The sequence below is a fragment of the Qipengyuania sp. BR81-2 genome (assembly GCF_055693895.1).
Genome location: NZ_CM146344.1, coordinates 719286 through 743751, shown reverse-complemented (window position 1 = coordinate 743751; position 24466 = coordinate 719286). Strand labels below are relative to the sequence as shown.

The 24466-nt window shown below is 64.1% G+C and carries 20 protein-coding genes and 1 pseudogene; 9 read left to right on the top strand and 12 right to left on the bottom strand.

The window, feature by feature from the left end; genetic code table 11:
- Positions 1-50 precede the first annotated feature (50 nt).
- The 4 genes from ACZ1G8_RS03650 (at position 51) to ACZ1G8_RS03635 (ending at position 3138) form a co-directional block, all read left to right on the top strand.
- Positions 51-1373 carry an alkaline phosphatase PhoX gene (locus ACZ1G8_RS03650; RefSeq protein WP_472680441.1) on the top strand — a complete coding sequence of 441 codons (1323 nt, stop codon included), beginning with the start codon at positions 51-53 and terminating at the stop codon, positions 1371-1373.
- Between the two features lie 141 nt (positions 1374-1514).
- A complete protein-coding gene (locus ACZ1G8_RS03645; RefSeq protein ID WP_472681187.1) occupies positions 1515-1976 on the top strand; it encodes a Dps family protein in 462 nt (153 codons plus the stop codon).
- An 83-nt stretch (positions 1977-2059) separates the two neighbouring features.
- Positions 2060-2680 (top strand): 6-phosphogluconolactonase, encoded by a 621-nt coding sequence (locus tag ACZ1G8_RS03640; protein WP_472680440.1) that lies wholly within the window; start codon positions 2060-2062, stop codon positions 2678-2680.
- Positions 2681-2736: 56 nt separating this feature from the next.
- Positions 2737-3138: an NUDIX domain-containing protein gene (locus tag ACZ1G8_RS03635; RefSeq protein ID WP_472680439.1), complete on the top strand. Its 402-nt coding sequence runs from the start codon at positions 2737-2739 to the stop codon at positions 3136-3138.
- Here ACZ1G8_RS03635 and dinB read toward each other — a convergent pair.
- Positions 3135-4256: a DNA polymerase IV gene (gene dinB, locus ACZ1G8_RS03630; RefSeq protein ID WP_472680438.1), complete on the bottom strand. Its 1122-nt coding sequence runs from the start codon at positions 4254-4256 to the stop codon at positions 3135-3137. The two genes, ACZ1G8_RS03635 and dinB, sit on opposite strands and share 4 nt — an antisense overlap.
- Positions 4257-4353: 97 nt before the next feature.
- Here dinB and ACZ1G8_RS03625 point away from each other — a divergent pair, with 97 nt between their 5' ends.
- Entirely contained in the window at positions 4354-5586 is a 1233-nt protein-coding gene (locus tag ACZ1G8_RS03625; protein ID WP_472680437.1) for a multidrug effflux MFS transporter, read from the top strand.
- Here ACZ1G8_RS03625 and ACZ1G8_RS03620 read toward each other — a convergent pair.
- From ACZ1G8_RS03620 to ACZ1G8_RS03590, 7 genes and pseudogenes are all read right to left on the bottom strand, one after another.
- Complete coding sequence (locus ACZ1G8_RS03620; RefSeq protein WP_472680436.1) at positions 5583-7133, bottom strand: acyl-CoA carboxylase subunit beta; 1551 nt, start codon at positions 7131-7133, stop codon at positions 5583-5585. The two genes, ACZ1G8_RS03625 and ACZ1G8_RS03620, sit on opposite strands and share 4 nt — an antisense overlap.
- A 57-nt stretch (positions 7134-7190) precedes the next feature.
- Positions 7191-9063 (bottom strand): annotated as a pseudogene (locus ACZ1G8_RS03615) (acetyl/propionyl/methylcrotonyl-CoA carboxylase subunit alpha).
- A gap of 36 nt (positions 9064-9099) precedes the next feature.
- Positions 9100-10014, bottom strand: a complete 915-nt coding sequence (locus tag ACZ1G8_RS03610; protein ID WP_472681185.1) for a phytoene/squalene synthase family protein — start codon at positions 10012-10014, stop codon at positions 9100-9102.
- Between the two features lie 101 nt (positions 10015-10115).
- The gene (locus ACZ1G8_RS03605) at positions 10116-10697 is read right to left on the bottom strand and encodes an LOG family protein (RefSeq protein ID WP_472680435.1); all 582 of its coding nucleotides are present in this window, start codon (positions 10695-10697) and stop codon (positions 10116-10118) included.
- Entirely contained in the window at positions 10694-12250 is a 1557-nt protein-coding gene (locus ACZ1G8_RS03600; RefSeq protein ID WP_472680434.1) for a phytoene desaturase, read from the bottom strand. The genes ACZ1G8_RS03605 and ACZ1G8_RS03600 overlap by 4 nt, the downstream gene beginning before the upstream one ends.
- Before the next feature lie 4 nt (positions 12251-12254).
- Positions 12255-13433, bottom strand: a complete 1179-nt coding sequence (gene crtY / locus ACZ1G8_RS03595) for a lycopene beta-cyclase CrtY (protein ID WP_472680433.1) — start codon at positions 13431-13433, stop codon at positions 12255-12257.
- A gap of 28 nt (positions 13434-13461) precedes the next feature.
- On the bottom strand, positions 13462-14202 hold the full coding sequence (locus ACZ1G8_RS03590) for a DUF2059 domain-containing protein (protein WP_472680432.1): 741 nt from the start codon (positions 14200-14202) through the stop codon (positions 13462-13464).
- Between the two features lie 110 nt (positions 14203-14312).
- Here ACZ1G8_RS03590 and ACZ1G8_RS03585 point away from each other — a divergent pair, with 110 nt between their 5' ends.
- Positions 14313-15191, top strand: a complete 879-nt coding sequence (locus ACZ1G8_RS03585) for a MipA/OmpV family protein (protein ID WP_472680431.1) — start codon at positions 14313-14315, stop codon at positions 15189-15191.
- Between the two features lie 6 nt (positions 15192-15197).
- Here the strand turns inward: ACZ1G8_RS03585 and ACZ1G8_RS03580 are convergent, their stop codons facing one another.
- Together ACZ1G8_RS03580 and ACZ1G8_RS03575 are read right to left on the bottom strand one after the other, a co-directional pair.
- Positions 15198-15674 (bottom strand): hypothetical protein, encoded by a 477-nt coding sequence (locus ACZ1G8_RS03580; RefSeq protein ID WP_472680430.1) that lies wholly within the window; start codon positions 15672-15674, stop codon positions 15198-15200.
- Positions 15675-15774: 100 nt separating this feature from the next.
- The gene (locus ACZ1G8_RS03575; protein WP_472680429.1) at positions 15775-17832 is read right to left on the bottom strand and encodes a S9 family peptidase; all 2058 of its coding nucleotides are present in this window, start codon (positions 17830-17832) and stop codon (positions 15775-15777) included.
- A gap of 128 nt (positions 17833-17960) precedes the next feature.
- On the opposite strand from ACZ1G8_RS03575, the gene ACZ1G8_RS03570 reads away from it, so the two are divergent.
- Positions 17961-19235, top strand: coding sequence for a metal-dependent hydrolase family protein (locus ACZ1G8_RS03570; protein WP_472680428.1), 1275 nt, complete (start codon positions 17961-17963; stop codon positions 19233-19235).
- A 21-nt stretch (positions 19236-19256) separates the two neighbouring features.
- On the opposite strand, the gene ACZ1G8_RS03565 is transcribed toward ACZ1G8_RS03570, so the two are convergent.
- Positions 19257-20048, bottom strand: coding sequence for a tetratricopeptide repeat protein (locus ACZ1G8_RS03565; protein ID WP_472680427.1), 792 nt, complete (start codon positions 20046-20048; stop codon positions 19257-19259).
- A gap of 165 nt (positions 20049-20213) precedes the next feature.
- Between ACZ1G8_RS03565 and ACZ1G8_RS03560 the strand changes: the two genes are divergently transcribed.
- Positions 20214-22070, top strand: coding sequence for a DUF885 domain-containing protein (locus ACZ1G8_RS03560; RefSeq protein ID WP_472680426.1), 1857 nt, complete (start codon positions 20214-20216; stop codon positions 22068-22070).
- A gap of 399 nt (positions 22071-22469) precedes the next feature.
- Here the strand turns inward: ACZ1G8_RS03560 and ACZ1G8_RS03555 are convergent, their stop codons facing one another.
- Positions 22470-23993, bottom strand: coding sequence for an alanine/glycine:cation symporter family protein (locus ACZ1G8_RS03555; protein WP_472680425.1), 1524 nt, complete (start codon positions 23991-23993; stop codon positions 22470-22472).
- 239 nt (positions 23994-24232) lie between these two features.
- Here ACZ1G8_RS03555 and secE point away from each other — a divergent pair, with 239 nt between their 5' ends.
- Positions 24233-24466: a preprotein translocase subunit SecE gene (secE, locus tag ACZ1G8_RS03550; protein ID WP_472680424.1), complete on the top strand. Its 234-nt coding sequence runs from the start codon at positions 24233-24235 to the stop codon at positions 24464-24466.

Below are 24466 nucleotides of genomic sequence, written 5' to 3'. Positions count from 1 at the left end.
CCTGTCGCACTGCTATCGCATGCAGCACACGGTCGCCAATGGAGAGATTGATGAAAGCCGACATGCACCGCCGCCAGTTCCTTTCCGCAACTGCCAGCGCATTTGCCGCGCTGTCACTGAGCGGCTGCATGACACGTGGCCCGGCGCTTGCTAATTTCGACGGCTATGGCCCCTTGGTGCCAGACCCCGACGGGCTGCTCGACCTGCCCGAGGGCTTTTCATACCGGCTCCTCTCCAGCCTCGGTGATAAGATGAGCGACGGCGGCACCGTCCCCGACAAGGCGGACGGCATGGGCTGTATCCCGCTTCCCACCGGCGAACTTGCGCTGGTGCGCAATCACGAGCTGATCCCGACTGACGGCTCGGGCGGCGACATCGCCGAGGGCTTCGACCGGATTGCCGGCAAAACGGTGCTGCCCGGAGGTACGACGACTCTCGTTGTCGATGCGACGACGATCGAGAAGAAGCGCGAGTATCGCTCGCTTGCCGGCACGATCCGCAATTGTTCGGGCGGCATCACGCCATGGGGGACCTGGCTGACCTGCGAGGAAGCGGTCACCGGCGCCGAATCGATCGCACCCGACAAGCTTGGCCAATCCCACGGCTGGGTGTTCGAAGTGCCCGCCGATGCGGAGAAGCTCGTCAATCCAGCCCCGCTCAAGGCCATGGGCCGCTTCAACCACGAGGCTGCCTGCGTCGATCCGGAAACCGGCATTGTCTACCTGACCGAAGATCGCGGCGACAGCGTGCTCTACCGTTTCATCCCGAATGTCGCGGGTGACCTCGCGAGGGGCGGCACGCTGCAGGCCATGCGCATCACAGGTGTTGCGGATACGCGCAACTGGGAGGCGCCCTCCATGCCGGTGCGCGAGCGCCTGGCCGTCGAATGGTTCACCATGGACAATGTCGAGGCTCCCGAAGACGATCTGCGCAAGCGCGCAGCGGCGCAGGGCGCGGCCATCATCGCGCGCGGCGAGGGCATCCACATGGGCGATGGCGAGCTCTACATTTGTTCGACCAGCGGCGGGGCGAAGAAGCTCGGCCAGATCTTCCGCCTCATTCCGGGCCGCGGAACGCGCGCCGACGAGATCGAGCTGTTCTTCGAAAGCGAGAGCGAGGAGCAGTTCAACTACGGCGACAACCTGACTGTCGGGCCGAACGGCCACCTTATCGTGTGCGAGGACCAGTATACCGACGTGGTCGACAACCGGTTGATCCTGCTCACCGCGAATGGCGAGCCACACGTCTTCGGCAGGCTCAAGCTCCAGACCGAACTTGCGGGCGGCTGTTTCTCGCCCGACGGCAAGTGGTTCTTCGTCAATGCCTATGCGCCGACCCGCACGATGGCCATTACCGGTCCGTGGGCTGCGTGACGCTAATGCGAATTGATCGCAATAAACGAACAAGCCTGCGCAATTAATCGATAAGGGCGATCACAGCGCTCGAAACCCTTCGCGAAACCCTTGCCCTGCCGATCCGTTGGTTGGGTGAAGACATTCAAGAAGGAAAAAATCATGGCCGAACTCGGCAACAACGCAAAATCCGGTCTCGTCACTGCACTGAACGGTGCACTGGCAGACACGATGGCTCTCTATTTCAAGACCAAGAACTTCCACTGGCACGTGGCAGGCCCGCGCTTTCGCGACCTCCATCTCCTGTTCGACGAACAGGCCGCCCAGCTGATCGCGACGGTCGACGATATCGGCGAGCGCGTGCGCAAGAACGACGAGTATACGCTCACCTCGATCGGCACGATCCAGTCGGAAACGCAAATCAAGGACCAGGATGACGTCACGCTGACCGCCGACGCGATGGTCGCCGAACTGCGTGACGACAACAAGAAGCTCCACGATCGCCTCGGCTCGGTGAAGGAAGAGGCCGAAACCGTGGGGGACAACGCCACTAGCGGTATCGTCGACGATTGGATCGACCAGGCCGAAGAGCGCATCTGGTTTCTCAACCAGACCAGCAAGTAAGTGAGTAAAGCGGCACACGCATAGCAATTCACGACCCGCCGGGGCTCTTCAGCCCTGGCGGGTTTCGTGTAATTGGAGTGGATATGGCAGAGGCAACGATCATCGACAACGCGGGTAACGGCGACATCGCCGAATGGCTCGCCGCGCGGCTTGGCGAAGCGCTGGACAAGACAGACGGTCCGGTGACCATCACCGTTCCGGGCGGTTCGACGCCCTTTCCCATCATCGAGGACCTGCTGAAGCGCGATCTCGACTTTTCGCGGCTTGTGGTCTGGCCAGGCGACGATCGGATCGTGCCTGAGGACCACGAGGCCTCGAACACCGGCAAGCTGCGCGCCTTGTTCGAACCGGCCGGCGCGGAAGTCGTCACGCTCACGATCATGGAGCAGGTCCCGCATTTCCACCTCGCCTGGCTGGGCATGGGCGCCGACGGGCATATCGCATCGCTCTTCCCCAACACCGATCCGAAGGTTGACGAGGAGCGCAGCATCCTGCGCCTCACGCCCGATCCGCTGCCACCCGAGGCGCCTTTCGACCGGATCAGCCTGACGATCCCCGCGCTGCTCGACAGCGACCAGATTGCCTTCGTGATCCGCGGACACGACAAGCGCACGGTTTTCGACGAGGCGCTCGCGGGGCAGAACGATTTGCCGGTTGCCCGGCTGCTGGCAGGCGCTAAACAGCCTGTCACATGCTTCACCTGATCCCCGCTCCGCTTCACCGTTTCGCCCTGAAAATAGGGTATAAATTGCAGCAGCGCATGCGCCGGACGACGGGCAGGACACGCGACGGTGTGAGTGTGATCGCAAAGGATCTGGGCGGCCAGATTCTCGTGATCCGGCACAGTTACGGACCGCAGGCCTGGTACTTCCCGGGTGGGGGTGTCCGTTCGGGCGAAAGCCCCGAGGATGCGGCGCGGCGCGAGCTGCTCGAGGAAACGGGCTGCGAGATCGAAGGTCTGAAGCTGGTCGGCCTCGTCGAGGAAACCCTCTCGGGCGCGACGGCAAAGGGGCACCTCTTCGAAGGTGTGGTGCACGACATGCCCGAGCCGGACGGCCGCGAGGTCGTCGAGGCGCGCTTTTTCCCCACCCACTCGCTGCCAGAACCGCTGGCCGACAGCACGCGGCTGCGTCTCAAGATGTGGCAGGACCGGAAGAGCTAGAGCAGGTTCAGCTGCGCGTCGGGGCGCTTGGGTTCTTCCTCGCCATCGCGCTCCAGTTTCGACAGCGTCAGGCCCATCAGCCGGATCGGCATGGGCAAAGGCAGCACTTCTTCCAGCAGGACGCGCGATAGCCGCGCGAATTCGTCCTTGTCCTCGATCGCGCGGTCGACTGTCTTCGCGCGGCTGAATATCTGGAAGTCGGTGTATTTCATCTTGAGCGTCACCGTGCGCCCCTTCGCCTCGGCTCGCTCGATGTAGCCCCAGACGATGTCGATAATGTCTTCGAGCGTCTCGCGCAGCTCGCTGCCCGAGGACAGGTCGCGGCTGAAGGTCCGTTCGCCACCGACGGACTTGCGGATGCGGCTCGATCGCACGGGCCTCAGGTCGATCCCGCGTGCCGCGCGGTAGAGGTAGTCGGCAAAGCTGCCGAAATGCGCGCGAAGCCACTCGATATCCTTGGCAGCGAGGTCCGCGCCCGTCTCGATGCCGAGCTTTGCCATCTTCTCCGCGCCCTTGGGCCCGACGCCGTGAAAGCGCCTGACGGGCAGCGACTGGACGAAGTCCGCTCCTTGGCCCGGGCGGATCACGCACAGACCGTCTGGCTTGTTCTGGTCGCTGGCGAGCTTGGCGAGGAACTTGTTGTAACTCACCCCGGCGCTTGCCGTGAGCTTCGTCTTCGCCTTGATCTCCTGCCGGATGAGTTCGGCAATGCGGGTCGCCGACCCGATGCCGAGCTTGTCCTCGGTTACGTCGAGATAGGCCTCGTCGAGGCTCAGGGGCTCGACGAGATCGGTATGGTGGCGGAAGATCGCGCGGATCTGCTGGCTCACCTCGCGATAGACGTCGAAGCGGCTCTTGCAGAAGATGAGGTCGGGGCATTTGCGCTTGGCGGTGACGCTCGGCATCGCGCTGCGTACGCCGAACTTGCGCGCCTCGTAGCTCGCCGCCGCGACCACGCCGCGCCCGCTCGATCCGCCGACGGCGACGGGTTTGCCGCGCAGCTCCGGATTGTCGCGCTGTTCGACGCTGGCGAAGAAGGCATCCATGTCGACATGGATGATCTTGCGCAGGCCATCGGCCTCGGCATCGCCATCATCGCTTTCGTCCACAAGGCCCATGCCGCCAGAGATAGGGCAGGGCGGCCCTGTGCGAAACCACCCGGGGGCACAAAAAGGGCTGGCCAAGCGCCGCGGCCTCGCGCAAGGCGCAACGCCCATGACCCGCACCAAGCCCCTTGGCAGCGCTGCGCTCGGCGAGCGTGAGCTCATCTGGATGATGGCGCTGCTGATGGCGTGTCAGGCGTTCAGCATCGATGCGATGCTGCCCGCGCTCGACGAGATGGGCCGCGCACTCGGGGCAACGGGCAACGACCGCCAGTTCGTGATCGGCATCTACCTCCTCGCAGCCGGTGTCGGCGCGCTTTGGCCGGGAGCGCTGGCGGACCGCTTCGGGCGGCGCCCCATCCTGTTCGTGTGCCTTGCGATCTACATCGCCCTCTCGCTCGCCTGCGCGATGGTGGAGGATTACGAGACGCTTCTCGTCCTGCGTTTCGCCCAGGGGTTCGGTTCGGCGGGCATCGCCGCGCTACCGCCCGCGATTATCCGTGACCGCGTGGGCGGCGACCGCATGGCCCGCCTGATGAGCCTTATCTTCGTGATCTTCCTTCTCGTGCCCGCCATTGCGCCGAGCATCGGACAGGCGATCCTGGTTTTCGGCGACTGGCGCCTGATCTTCGTCGCCATGGCCGCGCTCGGCGTGCTGATGACGCTCTGGATCTGGGCGCGCCTCCCCGAAAGCCTTCACGAGGATATGCGCCAACCGATCCAGCCGCGCACGATCTTCTGGAACATGGTGAGCGCGGTAACGCTGCGCGAGACCATCGGCTACACGCTCGGCAGCGCGCTGGTCTTCGGCGGGCTTTTCGGCTTCATCAATTCTTCGCAGCAGCTGATCGGCGAAGCTTTCGGGGCAGGCGAGATGTTCCCGCTGATATTCGCTTTCTGTGCGGGTTCGATGGCGCTCGCCAATTGGTCGAACAGCCGCATTGTCGAACGCTTCGGTGCGCGCCGGGTGAGCCACACCGCGCTCTTCGCCTTCATCGCGGTGGCAGGTGCACAGCTATACTTCGCCTCGCAGCCGGACGAGAGCCTCTGGACCTTCGTGCCGCTGATGGCGCTCAACATGAGCCTGCTCGGCTTCGTCGGCGCTAATTTCGGTTCGATCGCGATGCAGCCCTTCCTGCCCATCGCGGGCGCGGCCTCGAGCGCGCAGACCTTCCTACGCATGACCACCGGTTCGGTGCTCGGCGCCTATATCGGCTATGCTTACGACGGGACCGCGCGCCCGTTGGCCGCGGCGCTGCTGGTGACGGCGATCATCAGCCTGGCCTTCGTGCTGTTTTCCGAACGCGGCGAGCTTTTCGGCGAGAAGATGCCCGACGAGGCCTAGGCCTCGCTTTCGAGCTTGCGCCACGCCAGCTGCGCGAATTCGCACAGCAGCGGCCGCGTGTCGCGCGGGTCGATGATGTCCTCGACATTGAAGCGCTCGGCGCTGCGGAAGGGTGAGGTGACCTTGTCCAGCCGCTCGCGGATGGCGGCGAGTTCGGCTTCCGGGTCCTTGGCGGCTTCGATTTCGGATTTGTAGGCCACTTCCAGCCCGCCAGCGATCGGCAGGCTGCCCCAGTCGCCCGAGGGCCAGCAATAGCGGTACTGGAATGTCTCAGCATTGCTCATTGCGCTTCCGGCAATGCCATAGGCGCGGCGCAATACGATCGAGGCGAGCGGGACGCTGGCCTTGTAGACTGCGTTCATCGCGTTGACGCCGTAGCGGATCGTGCCCGCCATTTCCGCCTCGCGACCAATCATGAAGCCGGGATTGTCGACGAGGTGGACGATGGGCAGGCGGAACTGGTCGGCCAGTTTCACGAAGCGTTCGACCTTTTCGCTGGTCTTCGCTTCCCATGACCCGCCGAGATAGGAGGGGTCGCTGGCGAGCACCATGACTGGCCAGCCGTCCAATCGGGCGAGGGCGGTGATACATGCACGGCCCCACATGCGGCCGATCTCGAACACGGTGCCCTGGTCGAACACCATCTCCATGCAGCGCCGCATCGAATAGACCTGCTTTTGCTCGCGCGGGACGAGGCTGAGCAGCGCCTCCTCGCGGCGGTGGACTGGATCTGTGCAGAGCGAGCGGCGCGCGAGCTGACCGACGTGCTCGGGCATGAAGGAAAGGAAATGGCGGGCGCGGGCGAAAGCCTCGGCCTCTGAACCGACCTCGTCGTCGACGACACCGTTACGCGTGTGGATCTCCGAGCCGCCGAGGTCTTCCTTGGCCTGCTGGTGGTCGGTTGAACCCTTGTAGCTCTCGCCAAGGCCATCGACCACGGCGGGTCCGGCGGCGAAGATCTGGCTGAGGCCCTTCACCATGATCGAATAATGGCTGGCGACAGTACGCGCCGCGCCGAGCCCGGCGGTGGGGCCGAGCGCGAGGGCCACGACCGGCACCGTGTCGAGATTCTTCACCACGTCCGACCAGCCGGGGACTGCGGGGATATAGGTCGCGCCAATCTGTTCGAGTGTCTTGACGCTACCGCCCCCGCCGGTGCCGTCGATCATGCGGATGAGCGGCATCTTCAGCTCGTGCGCCATCTTCTCGGCCTGCACCATCTTGCGGGAAATCCCCGCATCGGCCGCGCCGCCGCGAATGGTGAAATCGTCCGCCGTAGCCACCACAGGGCGGCAATTGATCAGGGCCTTGCCGAAGAGGAAGGGGGCGGGAAGGACGCCCTCGAGATTGCCGTCCTCGTCATACCGGCCCTTGCCGGCGATCTTGCCGATCTCGCGGAACGAGCCGTCGTCGACCAGCGCGGCGAGGCGGGCGCGGGCATCCATCTTGCCGCGCCCGTGCTGGCGCGCGAGCTTTTCCGGCCCGCCCATCTGGTCGGCCATTGCCTCTCGGCGGCGCAGTTCCTCGAGTTCGTTTTCCCAGCTCATTCGTGCCCTCACTCCTCGGGAAGGCACGCTTGCAAGCAACTGGCGGAAAGGGAAGCCCTATTCTTCTTTGGGCTCGACAACCGCCAGGACGGCCTCGACCTGCACCTGCGCGCCCTGGCTCGCGGAAAGCTCGGTTACGGTCCCGTCGAAGGGCGCGGTGAGCGCGTGTTCCATCTTCATCGCCTCGAGCACCATCAGGCGCTGTCCGGCGGTGACCGTGTCGCCCTCGGCCACATCGACCGCGATGACCTTGCCCGGCATCGGCGCGAGGATGGCGCCGTCGCCTGCCGCGCTCGCGCCGGTGCCGCGAGACTGGCGTTCGAAGACGAAGCTCTGCCCGTCGGCGAAGACCACCGCGCGCTCGGGGTCGACGAAGCCGGTTGCGAGGCTGTCGACGTGCGACCGGGCGGCGCTGACCGTGCGCGTCTCGCCTTTGTGCGTGAGCGTCGCGTTGAGTTTGCCTGGCGCGTTGAGGCGCAGGCCGATCGGCAGGTCCTCGTGCTCTTCCGTTTCGGCAAGAGCAATGAAGTCGGCGGCGGTCTGCCAGATATCGTTATCGGCCTCGTCGGAGGACACGAGAGTGTTCTAGCTTCGCTTCGATGAAGCCGGTGTCGAGATTGGCCTCCTCGAAATCCTCGTCGCGCAGGCATGCGGCGATGAAGGCCGCGTTGGTCTTCACCGGCCATACTTCGACGCTCTCGGCGATATCGGCGAGCTGGTCGATGGCCTCGGCACGGGTTTCTCCCCAAACGACGAGCTTGGCGACCATGGGATCGTAGAAGGGCGAGATCATGTCGCCTTCCTCGACGCCGGTCTCTATCCGTCCCTCGACGCCAAGGTCGAAATGCTCGAGCCGTCCCGTCGAGGGCAGGAAGCCGCCGGTGGGGTCTTCGGCATATAGGCGCGCCTCGATCGAATGACCGTCGATGAAAAGGTCTTCCTGCTTCATCGGGATGGGTTCACCACTCGCCACGAGCAGCTGCCATTCGACGAGATCGACGCCGGTGATCTCCTCGGTCACCGGATGCTCGACCTGGAGGCGGGTGTTCATTTCCATGAAGAAGATGCGGTCGGCCCGCAGACCTTCGCTCGCGTCGGCGATGAATTCGATCGTGCCTGCGCCCTCGTAGTCGACCGCCTTGGCAGCACGCACGGCGGCGGCGCAGATTTCCTCGCGCGTCGGCTCGTCCATGCCGGGGGCCGGGGCTTCCTCGATCACCTTCTGGTGGCGGCGCTGGAGCGAGCAATCGCGTTCGAACAGGTGGACGACATTGCCATGGCTGTCGCCGAACACCTGCACCTCGATATGGCGGGGCGAGGTGATCCACTTTTCGAGCAGTACCTCGTCATTGGAGAAGCTGGCCTTGGCTTCGCGCCGGCAGCTTTCGAGGCTCGCTTCGAAGTTCTCGGGTGCATCGACCTTGCGCATGCCCTTGCCGCCGCCGCCCGCGACCGCCTTGATCAGCACGGGATAGCCGATGGCGTCGGCTTCCTTCTTGAGGCGCTGCACCGACTGGTCCTCGCCCTCGTAGCCGGGGGTGACGGGCACTCCGGCATCGCGCATCAGCTTCTTGGCAGCGTCCTTGAGGCCCATCGCATCGATGCTCGCCGGCTTGGGGCCGACCCAGATCAGCCCCGCATCGATCACGGCCTGCGCGAAGCCGGCGTTCTCAGAGAGGAAACCGTAACCGGGATGGATCGCTTCCGCACCGGTCTGCTTGGCAGCGGCGATGATCTTTTCGCCCACAAGATAGCTCTCGGAAGCGGGCGAAGGACCGATATGCACCGCCTCGTCGGCCGTGCGGACATGAAGCGCTTTCGCATCGGCATCAGAATAGACCGCCACGGTGGCGATACCCATCTCGCGCGCGGTGCGGATGATGCGGCAGGCAATTTCGCCGCGATTGGCGATGAGGAGCTTGGAAATCATGAGGCAGCGCTAGCCGTAGCGTCGCGCTGCATCAAGCTACCAACCGGCGACGGGGCGGAAATCGTGACGCGACCAGATGATCGGTTCTTGCGGGCCCGTGGGACGGTTCCAGATTGCCTGGAAGAGCGCAGTGGTCATGTGCCATGCCTTTTCCGGACCGCTCACACGCGTCCGGCTGTCCCATGCCAACTGGCCTCGGTCGAGGACCTTGCGCCCGATAGCGCCATAGATATTCGCCGCAGAGAGCACTGCCCAGCGATGGCGGAAGCGAAGGCGCTTCGCACCCAGCCTCGCAGCAGCCTCGTGCTTTTCCATCAGCGCGATCATGCGCGGCATCAGGCTGGCGAGGACGAATCGGTGTTCGGGCTTCGCGTGCTCGCCCGGCGCGAGGCCGATTTCGGCGAGCCATTCTGCGGGCAGGTAGACGCGGTCCGCCGCGGCATCCTCCACGATATCGCGCGAGATATTGGCGATCTGGAACGCGAGGCCGAGATCATTCGCCCGGTCAAGCGTATCGCCGTCATCGGGGTGCACCCCCATGATATGTGCCATCATGATGCCCACCGCGCCCGCGACGTGGTAGCAATAGCGAAGCATGTCGCGCTCGTTCTTGGGACTGAAACCGGTCGCATCCAGCGCGAAACCACCGATGACATCATTCGCCATCTCGTAGGTCAGACCGCACTCGTCTGCGACGAGGCCGAAGGCGTCGAATGCAAAGTCCGCGGTCGGCTGTCCATCGAGCGCGCGACGCGTGAGAACGCGGATCGCCTGGATGCGGTCTTCGGCTTCCTTGGGGGTGCCCTGGTCACCCAGCGGTCCGCCTTTGTCCTGGTTGTCGGCGATATCGTCGCAGCGGCGACACCATGCATAGAGCAACCAGGCGCGTTCGCGCGTGGGTTTGTCGAAGAGCTTCGATGCCGCGGCAAAGCTGTGCGAGCCGACCTCGATCGAATCGTGTGCTTTCTGGACCAGCGCAGGGCGTTCGCGTCCGCCGCCGGCCCTCGAGACCGTCGGTCGCAGGTTCTGCGTGGTTAGTGGACGCGGTCTGTTCAGAGGTCGGAGGCCTTCATCTTGAAGATCGGTGTATGCGGCTGGTAGCTTTCCATTTTCTCCAGCAACGCACTTAACGTCTCTTCGGCGATGATGATCCCCTGGTGTACCGGGCGCACGAACCCGACATCGGCCATCTTGCGGTTGAAAGCGATCAGCTCGTCATAGAAGCCGAAGGCATTGAGCAGGCCGACAGGGTTGTCGTGATAGCCGAGCTGCGCCCAACTGACCGCTTCCCACAGCTCGTCCATCGTGCCGACACCGCCGGGGATGGTCACGAAACCGTCGGACAGGTCGGTGAACTTCTGCTTGCGCTCGTGCATGCCCGAAACGGTGTGCAGTTCGGTGCAATCGTGATTGGCGACTTCGCTGCTGGCGAGCGCGTCCGGGATAATGCCGATAACTTCGCCGCCCGCATCGAGCGCGCCCGATGCGACCGCGCCCATCAGGCCGAGCCTGCCGCCACCATAAACGACGCCGATGCCGCGCTCCGCCAGCCCGGCGCCGACGTCACGTGCGAGTTCGAGATAACGCGGGTCCTCGGGCGATGCCGAACCGCAATAGACTGCAAGACGCTTCATTCACTCACCAGATCTTCAACCATCAGTCCGGCAGTCGCCTTAGCGCTGCCGACGACGCCGGGGATGCCGGCGCCCGGGTGCGTCCCAGCACCGACCAGGTAGAAATTGTCAAGCACGTCGTCGCGATTGTGCCCGCGGAAGAAGGCGCTCTGGGTCAGTACCGGCTCGAGGCTGAAAGCGCTGCCCTTGTAAGCGTTGAGGTCCATCGCAAAGTCCCTCGGGGCGTAGTGGAACTTGGTCCGGATGCGCTCGTGAAGGCCGGGGATCAGGCGCCGCTCGAGCTCGTCGAGGATGCGCTTTTCCAGGATCGGGCCCATTTCCTGCCAGTCGACTGCCAGCTTGCCCATGTGGGCGACCGGTACGAGGGCATAGAAGGTGCTCATGCCCTCGGGCGCCATGCTCGGATCGGTCACGCTCGGATGGTGCAAGTAGATCGAGAAATCCTGCGGCAGCACGCCGTGGTCGTAAATGTCCTCGAGCAGTCCCTTGTAGCGCGGACCGAACAGGATCATGTGGTGCGGGATGCCTGGCCAGGTGCCTTCGATGCCGAAATGGACGACGAAGAGGCTGGGCGAGAAGCTCTTGCGTGAGAGCGACTTGGCGTAGCTCTCGCCGCGTTTGGTGCCTGCCAGCAGGTCCTTGTAGCTATGCATGATGTCGGCATTGCTGGCGACCGCGTCGAAGCGCTGCTTGTAGCCGGAATGCGTTTCCACCTCGCTGACCTTGCTGCCCAGCGTATGGACCCGTGTGACGGGATCGTGGAGCCGCACGGTGCCGCCGATGCGCTCGAAATGCCTGACCATGGCCGCGATCAGCCGGTTGGTGCCGCCCTTGGCCCACCAGACGCCGCCGTCCTTTTCCAGCTTGTGGATCAGCGCATAGATGCTGGAAGTCTTCATCGGGTTGCCGCCGACGAGCAGCGTGTGGAAAGAGAGCGCCTCACGCAGCTTCTCGTTTTCGACATAGCTCGAGACCATCGAATAGACGCTGCGCCATGCCTGCTTCTTGGCCAGCGCCGGAGCTGCCTTGAGCATCGACTTGAAGTCGAGGAACGGCTTGTGGCCGAGCTTGACGTAGCCTTCCTCGTAGACGCCTTCGGAATATTCAAGGAAACGCTGGTAGCCCGCAACGTCTGCCGGATTGAGCTCGGCGATCTCGCGGAAGAGCTGTTCCTCGTCATTCGAATAGTCGAAATTCGTGCCGTCGGGCCAGTTGAGCCGGTAGAACGGCATGACCGGCATGATCTCTATGTCCTCGGCCATCTCGTGGCCGGTCAGTCCCCATAGTTCGCGCAGGCAGTCGGGATCGGTGATGACCGTCGGTCCCGCGTCGAAGGTGTGGCCGTCCTTCTCCCAGTAATAGGCGCGGCCGCCCGGCTTTGCGCGTGCCTCGATCACCGTGGTCTCGATGCCAGCCGACTGCAGGCGGATGGCGAGCGCCAGCCCGCCGAAGCCCGACCCGATGACGCAGGCGGTCCTGCCGGTGGGCGCGGGAATGAAAGGGCCGTCGCTTTCGGTGGTAGCGACAGGCGGAGACGTCGGTTCGGCGTTCATGAAATTACCCTTGGACGAGTGGTGCGCCCTTGCCAAGCAAGGCCTTGACGGCGCGTGTGACAGGTACGGGAGGCTTGCCTGTCAGGATGCGGATTTTGTCGAGACGGGTTGATCTGGCGGCGTAGAAGCGTTCGATGAGTGGTTCCGGTAGACGATAGAAGCGCTCGAACACGCGATATCGTTCCTCGGGAATGGCGGCCTGGAACAGCATCTTCCCAAGCATCCGGTAATAGGCGGTACGCCGCCAGTGCTCCTGCGCGCGCCTTTCCACGAAAGCGGGCACGCCTGCCAGGTCACGTGCTGCGGCATCGGCGATGGCGAGGGCATTCTCCACTGCGATGGGCATGGTGTAGCTGGTCAGGGGATGGACGAAGCCGCCCCTGGCTCCCGCCAGCGCTACACCCGTTGTCTCCAGCGAGGCGCGATAGGCGGCAAAATCGCCCCCGGTGATGACGGGCAGGACGCCGGTCTCTTCGTGCACCAGCTCGGCCTGCCAGCCCTTGTCTATCGCATAGGCAGCGATCCTGTCGCGCAGCAGCGGGGCATCGAGGGCTGGGCTGTCGGCGTAATAAGTATCCTCGACGAAGATCTCGTCGGGGCCGAGCGGCAGGAGATAGGTGAAGCGATAGGCGCCGGGCTGTTCGACCGTGGCGTCCATGATGACCGGTCGCTCGATCCCGTGCCGCGAGGAGGTACGCAGGTGCTGGCCCAGGAAAACCTGCCAGCCGCCGGTGAGATGCTCGCTCGGGCCGGCGTCGCGGCAGTCGATCACGAGCTTGGCGGCGATCCTCTCGCCATTTTCGAGCGTGATGCCGGCCTCGTCGATCCCCATGACGCGGCTGCCCGTGCGGATTGCTTCCTGCGGCAGCTCGCGGCGGAGCCCTGCATCGAAATCGCGGCTGTCGAGCGAACGGTAGTCGCTATTCAAACGCCTGTTATGCGCCGGAAAACGGACCTCGTTGCCACCGGGCCACTGCGCCTTGTTGAACCCTTCGAGCAGCGCCGTGCCGTCCGCGTCGAGATCGCCTTCGAACCAGCTCCATCGGTGATTGCCGCCGAAGCTTTCGCCTGCCTCGAACAGGCCGAAGGACAGCTCGGGCGCCTTGCGCCTGAGGGCGATCGCGACAAGCCCTCCCGCAAGGCCGCCGCCGACGATCGCCACATCGAGACCAGTCGAAGTCACCTAGGCTTCCGGACTGTCCGGCCGGACCTTAATTGCAGGCCTCGATGTGCGAATTCATCGCGTCCTGCATCGCAGTCTGCATGCGCGTCTCGTAGGCGGAGAGGCGGTCGGAGTTGAGGAGTTCGAACTTGCGCTGCTGGATCAGCGGGTTGAGCCGCTGGAAGGCGGGGAGGAACTTGCTGCCCATGGCCTGGCGGCCGAATTCCTCGATCTCGGCGCGCGTCAGCGTACGCAGCACCTTGGAGGTGGTCGCCCGCTGGTCACGGTCGAAGGCCGAGCGGTCCACGTCTCCGTCCTTGTTCTCGACGGCGCTTTCCATCGTGTTCTGGAGGTTCTGGTTCTGCCCTGCTGCAATGATGACCTTCTGGCCGAGCGGGGTTGCGTAAAGCTCGGCACCTTCGCGCGCCTGCTCCTCGGTGAGGTATTCGGTCACGAGGTCCAGCATCAGTCCGCGGATAGCGTTGGCTTCGGCCCAGTGATACTCGCGCATCGCGTCCTCGCTCTTTTCGAAGATATTGTCGGTCAGCCCCGGGCATTCCTTCTCGAGCAGCACGAAATCGGGGTTCTCCATGTAGAACCGGCGAAGCTCGGAAACCGTGTTCGCATACGAGGCTTCGTGCAGTGCGTCGGGCGACATGACCGCAACGAGGCGCGCATGAGCGGATTCTTCCGCTGCGACGATGGGCGGAGCAGCGTCCTGCGCCTGCAATGTGAAGGGGAGCGCGAGGGCAAGGCCCAGGCTGGCGACCGCGGGAAGGAATGACTTCATGGCCAAAGGTTCTATTGCGGTGACTGTCGAGGCGCAATGCGAGAGTTACACCGCTTGGAACGCGCTGCGCACCTGCACGTTGGCTTGGCAATAACGGAGGGAAATACCGTATGATACGTCTTGTCGCTTTGCCCCTGATCGCCGGTCTGTCGCTTGCTACGCCGGCTCTCGCGCAGGAGGCCGGGGAAAGCGCACCGGTGCCCGCCGGTCCGCCGGAGACGATCTTCGATGGCGACTTTCTCAGCGTCGGCATCGGCGTCGCCTACAATCCGAGCTATTCGGGAAGCGACGACTACAATGTGAACGTCCTGCCGATCGTGCAGGGATCGCTCGGGGGCATCGACATCAATCCGCGTCCGGCAGGCGTGGCACTCGATTTCATTCCCGACCCCGATGAAGGCCTCTCGTTTTCGGCCGGTCCTATGGTCCGCCTGCGCGCAGACCGTGACGACGCCGAGGACATCAATGACGATGTCGTGGCGCTTTACGGCGAACTCGATCGCGCTTTCGAAGTCGGCTTCAGCGTAGGCGTGTCCTACCCCAAGCTGCTCAACCCGTTCGACAGCCTGAGCTTCAACGTCGATGCGACCTGGGATGTGGCAGGCGCGCATGACGGCATGTCGGTCAGCCCGAGTGTGACCTATTTCACGCCGCTGAGCCGCGCGACAGCCGCATCGCTCACCCTCAGCACCAACTTCATCGACGATAAGTTCGCCGACTATTATTACACGGTTCCGACGCTCAACACGCTGGTGCCCGATCCCGACCTGTTACCGGGATTCGATGCCGAGGGCGGGATGGAAAGCTACGGGGTGACGCTGTTCCTCGCTCACGATCTCAGCGGCGATGTGACCGATGGCGGACTGTCGCTCGTGGGGATCGGCGGCTGGTCGAAACTGACCGGCGATGCGGCCGATACGCCGTTCACCTCGATCCGGGGCGATGCAGACCAGTGGTTCGCCGCAATCGGGGTCGGCTACACCTTCTAGGTGTCGTCAATCCCTCGCGGCGCGCTCGGTCCATTCGGCCTTCTTGCGCTCTGCCCATTCGATGCGTCCCTTGAGCTTGCCCTCAAGCGGGACGCCAACCGATATGGGCAGCGCTTTCACTTCGCCGATATCGAGGCCGTAGATCTTGTCGTCGTCGCCCAGATAGGCGCGTGCCGCTACGCCTTCAGCAAGGTCGCCCTCGACCTTTCTGATGCTCGAGGTGTCGACCGACATCAGCCATTCCGAATGGCTGTTCGCAAACACGAGATAGGCGAGGGCATCGTCTTCGCCGAGCGGCTTCAGGTACCGCACGGTGCCGCGCCTTTCGCGTCCGCCGGCATATGCGCGTCGGCGCAGGATGCGCAGACGGGCGTGATAGACTCCCGCATAGACAAGCACGAGGCCGAACAGGACGAAGATCACCGCCATGAAAGTCGGCATGTCCTCTAGGTCGGGGAACAGGCGCAAGCCTGCCGCGATCATGGCTACGCCAACACCGATCGACAGAATCGCTCGCAAAAAACCCGCCCTCCGAAAGTGCTCCGGAGGACGGGTCTAGCAGGCAAAGCCTAATTTTTGTCGATCAGTCTTCCGAAGCGCTGGCCCCGGTCGTGCCCTCGGGCAGAACCGGACGCGTATCGGGCAGCGGCGCATCGCGGTCACCCGTCTTCAAGTAGGTGTCGAACCAGCGCATCATGCGCAGGTTGTAATCATAGCGCGCGGCAGCCTTCTGGTTGCCGTGGCCTTCACCCGGATAGAAGACCATGCGCACCGGCAGGTCGGGCTTGCGGATCTTGATCGAGCGGTAGAGCTCGAGGCTCTGACCAGGATCGACGCGCGTGTCTTCCTCGCCATGCATGATCAGGAGCGGCGTATTGGCCTTGTCGACATGGTAGATCGGCGAGACTTCGAGCATTTTCTGCCAGTTGTCCCACGGCCATGCGCGGCTGTGGACGTTGTACATCTCGTAGGGGATGTCGCCCGTGCCGAACTTCGAGACCTGGTTCGAAATGCCCACGAACATGACGCCTGCGGCAAACTCGTCGCTGTGGAAGGTCGAGGACCATGCGGTGGCATAGCCGCCATACGAACCGCCGGTCACGCCGACGCGGTCTTCATCGGCCACGCCTTCGGCCACCAGTGCACGCTTGGCATCGACGAGATCGGTGAACTCGGGATCGGTGTAATTGCCCTGGTGCTGCTTCGAGAACGCCGTGCCGTAGCCGGTCGAGCCGCGGTAGTTCGGCAGGAAGACGGCATAGCCCTGGCCTGCGGCAACGTGGCCCGGCTTCGAATAGGCGGTCTGCCAGCCGTTACTGTCATGCGCCTCGGGGCCGCCGTGCACGTTCATGATCAGCGGGGCGCCGCCGCGCGGGGTGCCGCCGACCGGCTCGATCAGGACGCCTTCGACTTCCTGGCCGTCACGCGCGGTGAAGCGGAATGTGCGCTGTTCGCCGAAGTCGATTTCCGACAACCACGGGTTGTGCATCGTCCAGCGGGTGAAGCCGTTGCCGTCGAGCTTGAACAGCTCATTCGGGTGCTGCGGCGCATTGGCGCGCACGGCGACGGTATCGCCTGCCGTGTCGATGCCGGTGATGATCAGCGCCCCGGGATCGATTTCGCGGGCGAGCGAGCCGTCGCGGTTGTGGATGCGCAGCACGCTCTGCGCGCCGACATGCACGGCTGCGACGAGGCGGCCGTCATCCATGTATTCGACGTCGACGACGGCTTCGGGTGCGCCCGCGCGGTGCGGCGTGATCGCGCCGGTCGCGGTGTCGACGAAGTGGATCGTGGTCGCCGCCGGATCGTTCATGTCGACGGCGGCGATCAGGGCCAGCTGGCTTGCGTCGGGCGAAATCTCGACATCGTCGATCTTGCCGGTGGTTTCGATGACCATGCGGACATCGCCGGTTTCCATGTCTAGGATGTTCACCTTCTTGGAGGTGTAGGAATCGTCGATCAGCGTCGTGGGAGCGGTTTCGATCACGCCGATACGGGCATTGTCGGCGATCTGGAACGAGGTGACGTAGCCGGGCACGGTGACTTCCTGCGGCTCGGCATCGACTTCCATGCCGATACGCGCGCGGAACAGGCGGTTGAGCTGCTGCTCTTCTTCGTAGACGACCGAGTTGAAGCCGGCCTTGCGCTCCTTCTCGCGGGCGCTGTCCTCGTCGGCGCCGACCAGCAGGTGCATGTGGGTGCCGCTCGGGCTCCAGGCGTAAGAGCGAACGCCTGCGCCATCGACCGCGGCGAGCTTGCGATAGGCACCGCCGTCGACGGGAATGCCATAGACCGCGCGGTCTTCGTCGCCATCGGTCCACAGGAAGCTCATCATGCGGCCATCGGGCGAGAAGGCGATGCCCGAGATGGACATATCGTCGGGCAGGAATTCGCGCGTGTTACCCGGCGCATAGGCAAGGTTGAGCTGCTGCGTGGTTGTGCCGTTCTCCTCGCCATCGGTGATGTCGGGCAGGCTCGCGCTCGTGTAGGCAACGCGGCTGCCGTCGGGCGAGACGGCGATCGCGCCGACGCTTTCCAGCTTGGCGACATCTTCGGGCGTCATCGGGCGCGCCTGTGCCGTGGCGGCGATCGAGACGCCGGCAAGCAGGGTTGCGGCAATGGCGAAAGGACGGGTGGTCATCGGGGTTTCTCTCCTCGGGTGAATCTAGCGGGCGCACTCATAGCGATGTGGCGTCTCTAGGCAAACCGAGGGCTTGGCAGAAGGGTTCCAAGCGGGCATCACTCCCGCCGAAACAGGGGAGAGAGACTATGCGCAAACTGATTGCCGGCCTTGCCGCAACGTTGATGGCCAGCGCCGCACCGGCACTGGCACAGACCACCATCATCCATGCAGACGGGATCGTCACCGATGCCGACGAGCCGGTCCAGGGCCGCGTGACCGTGACCGTGACCGACGGCCAAATCGTGAGCGTCGAAGAGGGATGGGCGGCAACCCCCGATGGCGCCGAGATGATCCATCTCGAAGGAAAGACGCTCGTCCCCGGGCTGATCGACCTGCACACCCACCTTTCGGGCGACCCGAGCGGCGAATACTGGCGCGCGGCGACCACGCCGAGCGAATGGAGCGTGCTGGTCGCAGCCAAGAACGCCCGCATCACTGCGCTCGCAGGCTTCACCACCGTGCGCGACGTCGGCTCGCGCACCGACCAGGTCATGCAGATGCTTGGCCGCGCAACCGCGGAAGGCATGCTTCCCGGACCGCGCGTCGTCACCAGCGCGCGCACCATCGCGATCGTCGGCGGACATGGCGACATCAACGGCTTCCGCCGCGAGGTGAACGATTCCCTCGGGACTTCCTTCGCCTGCACCGGTCCGGTCGAATGCGCGGAGAAAGTTCGCCTCGCTTCGAAATACGGCGCGGACCTCATCAAGATCACCGCCACCGGCGGCGTCCTCAGCCAGCAGGGTCGCGGGCTCGAGGCGCATTTCTCCGATGCGGAGATGCGCTCGATCGTGACCACCGCGGAATCGCTCGGCCTCAAGGTCGCCGCACACGCCCACGGCGCGCGCGGGATCGAGGCGGCTGCGCGCGCCGGCGTGCACACGATCGAACACGGCACCTATCTCGACGAGGCTGCCGCCAAGGCCATGCGCGAGAACGGCACCACGCTCGTGCCCACGCTGATGGCCTTCGAGGGCATCAAGGGGAACCTCGGCAAGGGCTTCTACACTCCGGTGGTCGAAGACAAGATCCGCGCAGTCAGCGAATATGCCAGCACCATCGTCGAACGCGCGCGCCGCTGGGGCGTCAAGGTCGCCTTCGGCACCGATGCGGGCGTGTTCCCGCACGGCCAGAATGCGGGCGAGTTCGCGCTGATGCGCAGCAACGGCATGAGCAACCGCGAGGCGCTGGCCAGCGCGACGACGGGCGCTGCCGAAATCCTCGGGATGGAAAACGAGATCGGACGGATCGCGCCGGGCTATTCGGCCGACATCATCGCGGTCGATGGCAACCCGCTGGACGATGTCACCGTGCTCGAGGATGTCGACTGGGTGATGGCCCGCGGACGCGTGATCGAGTGATCCGCCTTTGACGGGGAGGGCCTAGCCCTCCTCGGCAAAACTCCGCCAGCTCGCAGGTGCCTTGCGACCCTTGGCTTCCTGTGCGGCGATCGCGCTGCGCATGATGGCCTTCGGATCGCCGGTTCCGTTGCGATGGTGGGCGAGGGCAAGCGTTGCCAGGCTTCTCGCGTCTTGTGGGTACTGTGCAAGGACATCCTCGAGGCGCCGGATGGCCTTGGTGTCATCGCCTTCAGATAGCGCCAGAGCGACGAGGGAACGCCGCGCCTTCTGCGCTTCGTTGGGGGCGAGCTTGCCGCCGTCGACGAGCGCCAGCAGCGCCTCTTCACGCAGGCCCGCGTCATCGACAGCTTCGCCGGCGGCGTAGAGTTTCTCGCTAGCCACATGGCGTTCGTGCGCGGAATTCGATGAGGTGTAGGCCACGTGGCGATAGAATTGCACAGCGCCTTCGAGATCGCCTTCGGCCAGCAGCGCATCGCCTTTCGCAAGCGCGCAGATGACCAGCTTGCTCAGGTTCTCGTCGTCGGACACGCAATCGCGCTTCTGCATCCTGCGCACGGTGGCATGCGGTGACATTCCCGATCCCGGGACAAGGCCAGGCGTTCCGACATTCGTGGCGATGTTGGTCCCGGCGAAGGGTGCTGCGCGCGGGAGCCGCGACCCGACGCTGACGCGGCGCTCGGCCTTGTCGGGATCGGCGATCACGATGATGGGCGCTTCGGGCTTTTCTTCCTCGCCCTCGGGGTCGGCGGATTGCCCCCACGCTGCAGCAGGAAGGAGCAGGGCCGCGACGGCGGGCAGGGCGATGATCTTCAACGTGTTTTCCCTTGCGATGGACGCGCAGGATGGCCGCGGCAGGCCCGAAAGGCAAATCGCGGCACCAATCGCCGTTCGTCGAGAGCGGTGGCGCGGCAATCGGTCACAATTTCCAATCTTGCGCGATATCCCTAGAAGCGCGGGTATCACACAGGGGAAACACATATGAAATTCGTCCGTAACGCGCTTTTCGGCGCATCGGCTCTTGCACTTGGAGCGTGTTCGACCACCGGCAGCGTGGAAGCCGAGACAGTCACCACGGCGAGCGCCGCCGAGGTCGCGGCCGAAGTCGACGGGGCAAGCGCACAGGATGCAGCCCATGACGAACTCTTTGCGCTATTCGCCGATGCGGACGAACGCGAACTGGAACTCAACCCCATCAGCGCGCTGTTTCGCGGCGACATGCGTTATGCCGATCGGATCGGCGACTACCTGACCGACGAATTCAACGAGCTGACACGCGAGGATGCCGAGCTCAACCTCGCCAAGCTGGCGGAGATCGACCGCAGCGCGCTCTCGCCGACCGACCAACTCGCCTACGACGTCTTCGCATATAACCAGCGCCAGACCTTGAATGGGCTGGAGCCGCAAATCCTTGCGGTGACCAATGTTCGCCCGGTCAACCACTTCTCGGGCTTCCACACCTTCTACCCCGGCTTCGCCAGCGGCCAGAGTGCGGCGCCCTTCGCCACGGTCGAAGATTACGACAACAACCTGTCGCGCCATGCGAACTATGTCGAACTGACCGACCGTGCGATCGCGCGTTTCCGTGAAGGCATGGATAGCGGCGTTCTCGAAACGCGGCTGACCATCGGCAATGTGATCACCCAGCTCGATACGCAGCTTGCTCTCGATATCGAGGAATCACCCTTCTGGATGCCGGTAACGAACTTCCCCGACAGCTTCAGCGAGGCGGAAAAGGAGCGGCTGACCCGCGAATACCGCGCCTCGATCGGCGAAATCTACGGTGCGCACGAGCGCCTGCGCGATTTCCTGCGCGACGATTATTACGAAGTCGCGCGCGAAAGCGTCGGCCTTGCCCAGATGAAGGGCGGAGAGGCGCTCTACCGCCAGCTGATCGAGAACACGACCACGCTGCCGCTCGAACCCGATTACCTGCACGAGCTGGGTCTGTCCGAAGTCGCGCGGGTCAAGCAGGGGCTCGAGGAGATCAAGGCCGAGGTCGGCTTCGAAGGCACGCTCAACGAGTTCTTCGACTTCGTGCGCACCGATCCCCAGTTCAAGCCGGAGAGCCGCGAGGCGCTGACGCAGAGCTATTACGATATCGGCAAGGCGGTCGACGAGAAGATCGGCGAGTACTTCTCGTTGACGCCCAAGACCCCGCTCGAGATCAAGCCCTACGAGCCCTATCGCGAGCAGTTCTCTGCCGGCGGCTCCTACCAGAGCGGTGCGCCCGACGGCTCGCGCCCGGGCACCTTCTACTTTAACGCCTACGACCTGCCGAGCCGCCTGACGACGGGCAATGTCACGCTCTACTTGCACGAAGGCGCGCCGGGGCATCACTTCCAGATCAGCCTTGCACAGGAAAACACCGATCTTCCGGCGTTCATGCGCTTTGGCGGCACCACGGCCTTCGTCGAGGGCTGGGCACTCTATTCGGAGACGCTGGGCTACGAAATGGGCTTCTTCGACGATCCGTGGAACCGCTACGGCACGCTGCAGGACGAACAGCTGCGCGCCATGCGCCTGGTGGTCGACACGGGTCTCCACGCCAAGGGCTGGAGCCGCGAGCAGGCGATCGACTTCATGCTGGAGAATTCCGGTATGACCCGCACCGAAGTGGTGGCCGAGGTCGAACGCTACATCGCCATCCCTTCGCAGGCGCTCGCCTACAAGGTCGGTGCGCTCAAGATTCAGGAACTGCGCAAGCGCGGCGAGGAACAGCTGGGCGAGGACTTCGACCTCAAGGCCTTCCACACGCAGGTGCTCGATACCGGCGGTCTCCCGCTGCCCGTGCTCGAGGCGAAGATCGACCGCTGGATTGCGGCTGGCGGCAAGTAAGTCGCGGTTCTGAAAGGCTGCAAAAATCGGCGCTCCCGCTGTCCCGATCCGGCACAGCGAGGCGCGCACGCGCCATTTTTCGGGAACTCTCTCTGCGCCTAAGGGATTTTACCCGGCAGGACGGAGGGAATGAGTTCACGGAGATAGCCCATGTCGAGCTTGTCCTTCCATAGCAGTCGCCCCGATCGGTGGGTGAAGCCCAAGCCTTACAGCGACGCGTCGCTTCGCCGTATGACTCATGGGAAGATCCTGCCGATGGAAGAGCCGGGGTTTTTTGCCCGCCTCTTCGGTAGGGGGTAGCTGCAAGGTTCAGTCGTAAGGACACTACCTGAAAAGTCGGGGCCGGGAGTATCGCTACTCCCGGCCCCTTCCTTTGCCTCGTGTGGAGGATGGTGGAGGTCAGTACTCCTCCGGTTCCTCCTTCGTATCGGCGGTATGGGTCGGCCCGGCATCCTTCTCGCCCCGGGCAAGCTTGAACACCACGCCCGACAGCAGCGCGAGTGCCAGCAGGTTGGGCAGAGCCATCGCCGCGTTCGAGATGTCACCGAGGCGCCAGACCAGCTCGGAGGGCTGGGCCGCACCAAGGAAGATCACCACGCACCAGAGCACGCGCCACGCCATGTGGAGTTTCTTCTCGCCCTCGCGGTTGGACCCCTTCATGCGGTCGTAGAGGAAGGTGATCGCGCGCTCGCCATAGTAGCTCCACGTCAGCAGCGTGGTGAAGACGAACAGGATCAGTGCGATCGAGGCGATCAGCGTGCCGATCGGAATGCTCGCGATCTCGACCGGGAACGCCGCCGCGAAGGCACCGCTGGTCATCTCGAAACCGACGCGGTCCGATTGCCATGCATGGACCACCGTCTCCGTGCCCGCGGTAAATTCGCCGCGAACGGTGAGGATGACGAGCGCCGTCATGGTGCAGATCACGACCGTGTCGATGAACGTGCCGAGCATTGCCATGCGGCCCTGCTGTTCGGGATCGTTGGTCTGCGCCACAGCGTGGGCGATGGCAGTCGAACCCTGTCCGGCCTCGTTCGAGAACAGGCCGCGCGCAACGCCTGCGCGGATCGCCATGATGATCGCCGCACCGGTGAAGCCGCCAACCGCGCTCTGCGGGTTGAAGGCACCGTGGAAGATCAGCGCAAAGGTCTCGCCGAGGTCGCCGAAGTTCAGGATCAGCGCGATCACTGCCATCACGATGTAGGCAGCGGCCATGAAGGGGACGACCTTCTCGGCGACGTTACCGATCGACTTGATGCCGCCGATGATGACAATGAAGACGAGGATCGCGACGATCAGGCCGCCGAGCCATTCCTCGATGCCGAACAGCTCGTTGAGGCCGTCGGCCACGGCGTTCGCCTGGATCGAGTTGCCCGTGACCAGCGCCGAGAACAGCGTGCCGAGACAGAAGACGATGGCAAGCCAGGTCCACTTCTTGCCGAGGCCCATCATGATGTAGGTCATCGGGCCGCCGCGCAGCACGCCATCGCTGGTGCGCTCGCGGTAGCGGATGGCGAGCGAGCCTTCGGCGAAGGCGAGTGCCATGCCGAACAGGGCGGTGATCCACATCCAGAAGATCGCACCCGGACCGCCCAATGCGATCGCGGTGGCGACACCGGCAAGGTTGCCCGTTCCGACCTGTCCCGAAAGCGCGGTCGACAGAGCTGCGAAAGGCGAGATTTCTCCGTCGCCTGCGCTCTTGCGACCGGCGAACAGGCCCTTGGCTGCCGTGCCCAGCTTGACGATCGGATAGAACCGCAGTCCGACCATGAACCACAGGCCCACGCCCAACAGGATGAGCGCCAGCGGCGGGAAGGGAATGACGGCCTCGCCATTCCAGGTACCGCCCCAGATGAAATCGGATACGTTGGTGACCGGCTCGACGAGCCGTTCGCCCAAGCTTGGTGCTTGGCTTGTTGCCATTACTGAAATTCCCCTCATGCGTCCCGCAGGAAAGCGGGCAAGCTAGCTTTGCGGCGCGCGCTTGGAAAGACGCAATTGTGCCTGTCTCCCCCGCTTGCCTTTTGGGCCGCGCCAGCCTACATGCACCGGCGTCTTCCGACATCGATGTAGGATTGAAGCCCCTCCCGGACTTGAACCGGGGCGGCGAAACCCCCATCCCGGAAGGCAGAGAGTTTCAACGCGAGAGCATCAGCAAGATCATGGCAGACACGCCCGACAAGACACCCAAGGCCGCGAAGGGCAACAAGACCTCGCCCGCCGAGTTCGTCCGTCAGGTCCAGACCGAAGGCCGCAAGGTCGTCTGGCCGACGCGGGAAGAGACCGTACGTATCTCGATCTTCGTCTTCATCATGATGGTGATCCTTTCGCTTTTCTTCCTCGGCGTCGATTCGCTGTTCGGCGCCGTGGTGCGCTGGCTCATGACGCTGGCCTGA

Coding starts and splice junctions, on each gene's coding strand:
- ACZ1G8_RS03650 (WP_472680441.1), top strand. CDS start 51: ATGAAAGCCGACATGCACCGCCGCCAGTTCCTTTCCGCAACTGCCAGC.
- ACZ1G8_RS03645 (WP_472681187.1), top strand. CDS start 1,515: ATGGCCGAACTCGGCAACAACGCAAAATCCGGTCTCGTCACTGCACTG.
- ACZ1G8_RS03640 (WP_472680440.1), top strand. CDS start 2,060: ATGGCAGAGGCAACGATCATCGACAACGCGGGTAACGGCGACATCGCC.
- ACZ1G8_RS03635 (WP_472680439.1), top strand. CDS start 2,737: ATGCGCCGGACGACGGGCAGGACACGCGACGGTGTGAGTGTGATCGCA.
- dinB (WP_472680438.1), bottom strand. CDS start 4,256: ATGGGCCTTGTGGACGAAAGCGATGATGGCGATGCCGAGGCCGATGGC.
- ACZ1G8_RS03625 (WP_472680437.1), top strand. CDS start 4,354: ATGACCCGCACCAAGCCCCTTGGCAGCGCTGCGCTCGGCGAGCGTGAG.
- ACZ1G8_RS03620 (WP_472680436.1), bottom strand. CDS start 7,133: ATGAGCTGGGAAAACGAACTCGAGGAACTGCGCCGCCGAGAGGCAATG.
- ACZ1G8_RS03605 (WP_472680435.1), bottom strand. CDS start 10,697: ATGAAGCGTCTTGCAGTCTATTGCGGTTCGGCATCGCCCGAGGACCCG.
- ACZ1G8_RS03600 (WP_472680434.1), bottom strand. CDS start 12,250: ATGAACGCCGAACCGACGTCTCCGCCTGTCGCTACCACCGAAAGCGAC.
- ACZ1G8_RS03590 (WP_472680432.1), bottom strand. CDS start 14,202: ATGAAGTCATTCCTTCCCGCGGTCGCCAGCCTGGGCCTTGCCCTCGCG.
- ACZ1G8_RS03585 (WP_472680431.1), top strand. CDS start 14,313: ATGATACGTCTTGTCGCTTTGCCCCTGATCGCCGGTCTGTCGCTTGCT.
- ACZ1G8_RS03580 (WP_472680430.1), bottom strand. CDS start 15,674: ATGATCGCGGCAGGCTTGCGCCTGTTCCCCGACCTAGAGGACATGCCG.
- ACZ1G8_RS03575 (WP_472680429.1), bottom strand. CDS start 17,832: ATGACCACCCGTCCTTTCGCCATTGCCGCAACCCTGCTTGCCGGCGTC.
- ACZ1G8_RS03570 (WP_472680428.1), top strand. CDS start 17,961: ATGCGCAAACTGATTGCCGGCCTTGCCGCAACGTTGATGGCCAGCGCC.
- ACZ1G8_RS03560 (WP_472680426.1), top strand. CDS start 20,214: ATGAAATTCGTCCGTAACGCGCTTTTCGGCGCATCGGCTCTTGCACTT.
- ACZ1G8_RS03555 (WP_472680425.1), bottom strand. CDS start 23,993: ATGGCAACAAGCCAAGCACCAAGCTTGGGCGAACGGCTCGTCGAGCCG.
- secE (WP_472680424.1), top strand. CDS start 24,233: ATGGCAGACACGCCCGACAAGACACCCAAGGCCGCGAAGGGCAACAAG.